2 protein-coding genes and 3 rRNA genes are annotated in these 6,623 nt (G+C 47.0%); 2 read left to right on the top strand and 3 right to left on the bottom strand.

What is annotated here, in order from left to right; translation table 11 throughout:
• Nucleotides 1-80: 80 nt before the first annotated feature.
• Both L992_RS13800 and L992_RS13795 read left to right on the top strand, forming a co-directional pair.
• Nucleotides 81-554 carry a hypothetical protein gene (locus tag L992_RS13800; RefSeq protein WP_231549794.1) on the top strand — a complete coding sequence of 158 codons (474 nt, stop codon included), beginning with the start codon at nucleotides 81-83 and terminating at the stop codon, nucleotides 552-554.
• A gap of 2 nt (nucleotides 555-556) precedes the next feature.
• Nucleotides 557-1,447 (top strand): IS3 family transposase, encoded by an 891-nt coding sequence (locus tag L992_RS13795; RefSeq protein ID WP_304412951.1) that lies wholly within the window; start codon nucleotides 557-559, stop codon nucleotides 1,445-1,447.
• A 115-nt stretch (nucleotides 1,448-1,562) separates the two neighbouring features.
• Here the strand turns inward: L992_RS13795 and rrf are convergent.
• The 3 genes from rrf to L992_RS12355 all read right to left on the bottom strand — a co-directional run.
• A 5S ribosomal RNA gene (gene rrf / locus L992_RS12365) occupies nucleotides 1,563-1,675 on the bottom strand.
• Nucleotides 1,676-1,752: 77 nt separating this feature from the next.
• Nucleotides 1,753-4,661, bottom strand: a 23S ribosomal RNA gene (locus tag L992_RS12360).
• Nucleotides 4,662-5,109: 448 nt separating this feature from the next.
• Nucleotides 5,110-6,623, bottom strand: a 16S ribosomal RNA gene (locus tag L992_RS12355); the annotation flags it as partial.

Below are 6,623 nucleotides of genomic sequence, written 5' to 3'. Positions count from 1 at the left end.
TGCGGTGCACCCCATTATTTGGACACAAATAATGGGGTGCTTTTTGTATGGCAAAATTAACGAGAGAACAACGAATTGAAATGTATGGCAGATATAAATCAGGAGAGCCAATAAGAAAATTAGCACTCGCGTATAGAATCAATAGAAGTAATGTTGACTATTTAATGAAATTAATCAATCATCATGGAATTGAGATTTTGGATAATACTTCAAAAACACACTATGATCCAGAATGGAAAAAACAAATAATCGAAGAGGTTATAATTGGTGAAAAATCAGTATATCAAACGTCAATTAAACATGGCCTATCAAGTCCTGGAGTGTTGTGCAATTGGATAAAGCAGTATAAAACGGCTGGATATGTTATAGTGGAGAAAAGAAAAGGGAGACCATCCACTATGAAAAAACCAACGAAAAAATACGAAAATATGACAGATGCAGAAAAAATCAAATATTTAGAGAACAAAAATTTGTACTTAGAATTGGAAAATGATTATTTAAAAAAGTTAGATGCCGTCATTCAGAAACGAAAACAACAACCGCCGAAAAAGTAGCGATTGGAGCTGAATTGCGGCAGAAATATCCATTATTGATGGTGCTTAAAGTTATGCAATTAAGTCGATCAACATTCTATTATCACCTGAATCGAACAATAAGTGATGAAACGAGAAAACTTATAAACGAAATCAAAGCCATTTTTGAAGAGCATAAAAGTCGTTATGGGTACCGTCGTATCACGCTTGAATTGAAGAATCGTGGCTTTATAGTCAATCACAAACGCGTGAAACGCATTATGAGTGAACTCAAATTGTATGGTAAGAAACCAAAGTCGAAAACACGCTATAATTCATATCAAGGTGACTTAAAAGGAACATGTAAAAATCAATTATTAACGAAAGTTGTTGATACGAAAAGAAATAACACTTACTACAGTCGTCAATTTACAACGACACAGCCAAATCAAATTTGGGCAACAGATGTGAGTGAATTTAGAATTGCGGCAGGAAAACTGTACTTATCACCAATCCTAGACTTGCATTGTCGGGATATTGTGTCTGTCGCCATTTCAACATCACCAAATTTTGAACAAACGATGACTATGTTGCAGACCGCTTTTGCGAAATATCCGAAGCTAGATAATTTAATCTTCCAATCAGATCAAGGCTGGCAATACCAAATGCGTCCGTATCGTGAAGCGCTACAAAATCGTGGAATTGTCCAATCGATGTCTCGGAAAGGAAATTGCTTGGATAACTCACCGATGGAAAATTTCTTTAGTCTGTTAAAAAATGAAATGTTTTATGGTCACGAAGATGAATTTGAAACGCTTGAAGATTTAAAACTGGCAATTGAAACATATATTGAGTATTATAATACCAAACGTATTTCAGTAAAATTAAAAGGACTGACTCCTGTTCAATACAGAAATCAATCCTTACTTGTTTAAAATTTTATACTGTCCAAATTATTGGGTTCACCACAATCAGTGCATGTACTGGTACGTCTTTTTCCTTCTCACTCATGTTGGCCTTTGTGTCCTCAAACTTGCCTCATAAAAAAAAGCCTAGCGACTTCCTATTCTCGCAGGGCGAACCCAACTACATTCGGCACCAAAGAGCTTAACTTCTGTGTTCGGCATGGGTACAGGTGTGTCCTCTTCGTCATCATCACTAGACTTCTTCTTTTCTTTCAAGGATTGATTCCTCAAAACTAGATAACTCACGACATCTTTTCTTCTTTGAACTCATCTCTTTGGATAAGTCCTCGACCTATTAGTACGAGTCAGCTACACATGTCACCATGCTTCCACCTCTCGCCTATCAACCTCGTCGTCTTCAAGGGGTCTTACTTCACTTGGAATGGGAAGTCTCATCTTGAGGGAGGCTTCACGCTTAGATGCTTTCAGCGTTTATCCCTTCCATACGTAGCTACCCAGCTGTGCCTCTGGCGAGACAACTGGTGCACCAGCGGTATGTCCATCCCGGTCCTCTCGTACTAGGGACAGCTCCTCTCAAACTTCCTACGCCCACGACGGATAGGGACCGAACTGTCTCACGACGTTCTGAACCCAGCTCGCGTACCGCTTTAATGGGCGAACAGCCCAACCCTTGGGACCTACTCCAGCCCCAGGATGCGATGAGCCGACATCGAGGTGCCAAACCTCCCCGTCGATGTGAACTCTTGGGGGAGATCAGCCTGTTATCCCCAGGGTAGCTTTTATCCGTTGAGCGACGGCCCTTCCATTCGGTACCGCCGGATCACTAAGCCCGACTTTCGTCCCTGCTCGACTTGTTGGTCTCGCAGTCAAGCTCCCTTTTGCCTTTGCACTCTGCGAATGATTTCCTACCATTCTGAGGGAACCTTTGGGCGCCTCCGTTACTCTTTGGGAGGCGACCGCCCCAGTCAAACTGCCCACCAGACACTGTCCTCCAACCGGATTACGGTTGCGAGTTAGAAACTCAATGCACAAAGGGTGGTATCCCAACAGTGACTCCAGGCACACTTGCGTGCACCCTTCTTTGTCTCCCACCTATCCTGTACATCATACACCAAGTTTCAATATCAAGCTACAGTAAAGCTCCATGGGGTCTTTCCGTCCTGTCGCGGGTAACCTGCATCTTCACAGGTACTAAGATTTCACCGGATCTCTCGTTGAGACAGTGCCCGAGTCGTTACGCCATTCGTGCGGGTCAGAACTTACCTGACAAGGAATTTCGCTACCTTAGGACCGTTATAGTTACGGCCGCCGTTTACTGGGGCTTCAATTCATAGCTTCGCGTTCCCGCTAACCACTCCTTTTAACCTTCCAGCACCGGGCAGGCGTCACCCCCTATACATCGTCTTGCGACTTAGCAGAGAGCTGTGTTTTTGATAAACAGTCGCTCGGGCCTTTTCACTGCGGCTCATATTCCTATGAGCGCCCCTTCTCCCGAAGTTACGGGGCCATTTTGCCGAGTTCCTTAACGAGAGTTCTTCCGATCGTCTTAGGATTCTCACCTTGCCCACCTGTGTCGGTTATCGGTACGGGTACTTATTGCTCTCCTTAGAAGCTTTTCTTGGAAGCTTGGTTTCAGTTGCTTCGTCCTGAGACTCCCCATCACGTTTCAACCTCAGGTATGCGGATTTGCCTACATACCAGCCTTTACGCTTAGACGCACTCTTCCATCCGTGCGCTCAACCTAACCTTCTTCGTCACTCCATCGTCAATCGATCAATAAATAGTACAGGAATATCAACCTGTTGTCCATCGGCTACGCCTTTCGGCCTCACCTTAGGTCCCGACTTACCCCCAGCGGACGAGCCTTCCTGGGGAACCCTTAGGCTTTCGACGGGCAGGATTCTCACCTGCCTTTCGCTACTCACACCGGCATTCTCACTTCTATACGCTCCAATGCTCCTTCCGGTACACCTTCTTCGCTGTATAGAACGCTCCCCTACCATCCATCTTCCGATGAATCCGCAGCTTCGGTGGTATGTTTAGCCCCGGTACATTTTCGGCGCAGGGTCACTCGACTAGTGAGCTATTACGCACTCTTTAAAGGGTGGCTGCTTCTAAGCCAACCTCCTAGTTGTCTGTGCATCCCCACATCCTTTCCCACTTAACATACACTTTGGGACCTTAGCTGGCGGTCTGGGCTGTTTCCCTTTTGACCATGGACCTTATCACCCACAGTCTGACTCCCGGATATGTCTTCTTGGCATTCGGAGTTTGACTATACTCAGTAATCCGAGGTGGACCCATCATACAATCAGTGCTCTACCTCCAAGAGACTCAATTCCGAGGCTAGCCCTAAAGCTATTTCGGGGAGAACCAGCTATCTCTGAGTTCGATTGGAATTTCACCGCTAGCCACAGCTCATCCCCGCACTTTTCAACGTGCGTGGGTTCGGGCCTCCAGTGCATGTTACTGCACCTTCACCCTGGCCATGGCTAGATCACTCAGTTTCGGGTCTACAACAACGTACTCACTCGCCCTATTCAGACTCGCTTTCGCTTCGGCTCCGCCTCTTCAGCTTAACCTTGCACGTTATCGTAACTCGCCGGCTCTTTCTACAAAAAGCACGCCATCACCCATGAACGGGCTCTGACTTCTTGTAGGCACATGGTTTCAGGTTCTCTTTCACTCCCCTTCCGGGGTGCTTTTCACCTTTCCCTCACGGTACTGGTTCACTATCGGTCACTAGAGAGTATTTAGCCTTACGAGATGGTCCTCGCAGATTCCGTCCAGATTTCTCGTGTCTGAACGTACTCAGGATCCTGTCCAGAGTCCAGCTACTTTCGAATACAGGACTTTCACCTTCTTCGGTCGACCTTCCCAGATCGTTCTTCTAATAGCCAGTTTTCTTACTCCTAATGGACAGTCCTACAACCCCAGTCCGAAGACTGGTTTGGGCTTCTCCCCGTTCGCTCGCCGCTACTTAGGGAATCGTTTTTACTTTCTTCTCCTCCAGGTAATGAGATGTTTCAGTTCCCTGGGTTGCTTCTCCATACACTATGTGTTCATGTATGAGTATCTGTGCTTCACCACAGATGGGTTCCCCCATTCGGATATCACCGGATCACTGCGTGCTTACCACTCCCCGATGCATTTCGTCGTTTGCCACGTCCTTCGTCAGCTTCTAGTGCCAAGGCATTCACCATGCGCCCTTATTAACTTAACCTTTATTTGTGTTCTTAGAATCCTAAGCAATCTTCCAAACTTGTGTTGTGTTCCCTTTCATCTCTGAAAGTGTTCAATCTTTACTTTTGACAGTTTTTTACTTGTTTGTTTTGATTTGCTTATTTACTTTTTATTCTCATAAAAAGTAGATGTCGTTGTTATCTAGTTTTCAAAAATCATCCTGAGAAATTCATTCATGCTTTCACCTCTCACGGCTCAAATAATTTCACCTTCGCTCCGAATCACTTTCGGTTCGCTCGCTCTCTTTATTTTTCTGCCATGCGTATTCTTACGAATACCGGTTTCATCACACGCTTGCTTCCTCAAAACTAAATGAAATCTCCAAGTTTGTCTTCCAAACTCTACACCCTGCACTCTTCAGTGCTTTTTGTATCTTGCGATACCATCGTTTTATCATAACATCCGGAAATGTCATGCTTTCTCCATAGAAAGGAGGTGATCCATCCCCACCTTCCGGTAGGGATACCTTGTTACGACTTCACCCCAATCGCTTATCCCACCTTAGACGGCTCCCTCCGATTCCTCGGTTAAGCCACCGGCTTTGGGTGTTATAAACTCTCGTGGTGTGACGGGCGGTGTGTACAAGACCCGGGAACGTATTCACCGCAGCATTCTGATCTGCGATTACTAGCGAATCCGACTTCACGCAGTCGAGTTGCAGACTGCGATCCGAACTTAGACTGGCTTTATGGGGTCCGCTTACCCTCGCAGGTTCGCTTCCCTTTGTACCAGCCATTGTAGTACGTGTGTAGCCCAACTCATAAGGGGCATGATGATTTGACGTCATCCCCACCTTCCTCCGGTTTATCACCGGCAGTCTCCTTAAAGTCCCCACCTTCACGTGCTGGCAACTAAGGACAAGGGTTGCGCTCGTTGCGGGACTTAACCCAACATCTCACGACACGAGCTGACGACAACCATGCACCACCTGTCACCATTGTCCCCGAAGGGAAAGTCCTATCTCTAGGACGGTCACTGGGATGTCAAGAGTTGGTAAGGTTCTTCGCGTTGCTTCGAATTAAACCACATACTCCTCCGCTTGTGCGGGTCCCCGTCAATTCCTTTGAGTTTCAGCCTTGCGACCGTACTCCCCAGGCGGAGTGCTTACTCCGTTTGGTTCAGCACTGAGGGATCGCTCCCCCAACACTTAGCACTCATCGTTTACGGCGTGGACTACCAGGGTATCTAATCCTGTTTGCTCCCCACGCTTTCGCGCCTCAGCGTCAGTTGTCGTCCAGAAAGCCGCCTTCGCCACTGGTGTTCCTCCTAATATCTACGCATTTCACCGCTACACTAGGAATTCCGCTTTCCTCTCCGACACTCAAGTGCTCCAGTTTCCAACGCATTTCAACGGTTGAGCCGTTGGCTTTCACGTCAGACTTAAAGCACCGCCTACACGCCCTTTACGCCCAATAATTCCGGATAACGCTCGCCACCTACGTATTACCGCGGCTGCTGGCACGTAGTTAGCCGTGGCTTTCTGGTAAGGTACCGTCATAATAAGAGCATTTCCTCTCCTATCCATTCTTCCCTTACAACAGTGCTTTACAACCCGAAGGCCTTCTTCGCACACGCGGCGTTGCTCCATCAGACTTGCGTCCATTGTGGAAAATTCCCTACTGCTGCCTCCCGTAGGAGTCTGGGCCGTGTCTCAGTCCCAGTGTGGCCGATCACCCTCTCAGGTCGGCTACGCATCGTCGCCTTGGTAGGCCGTTACCCCACCAACTAGCTAATGCGCCGCAGGTCCATCCTCAAGCGAAGCCCGAAAGCTCCTTTTAAACCGATGAGATGCCTCATCTGTTCCTATTCGGTATTAGCAGTCGTTTCCAACTGTTATCCCTATCTCAAGGGCAGGTTACCTACGTGTTACTCACCCGTTCGCCGCTCACTTCCAATTCGTCCGAAGACGCTTCTTCCGTTCGCTCGACTTGCATGTATTAGG

Source organism: Cetobacterium sp. ZOR0034 (assembly GCF_000799075.1).
GTDB lineage: Bacteria > Fusobacteriota > Fusobacteriia > Fusobacteriales > Fusobacteriaceae > Cetobacterium_A.
This window is presented reverse-complemented; position numbering and strand designations above follow the sequence as displayed.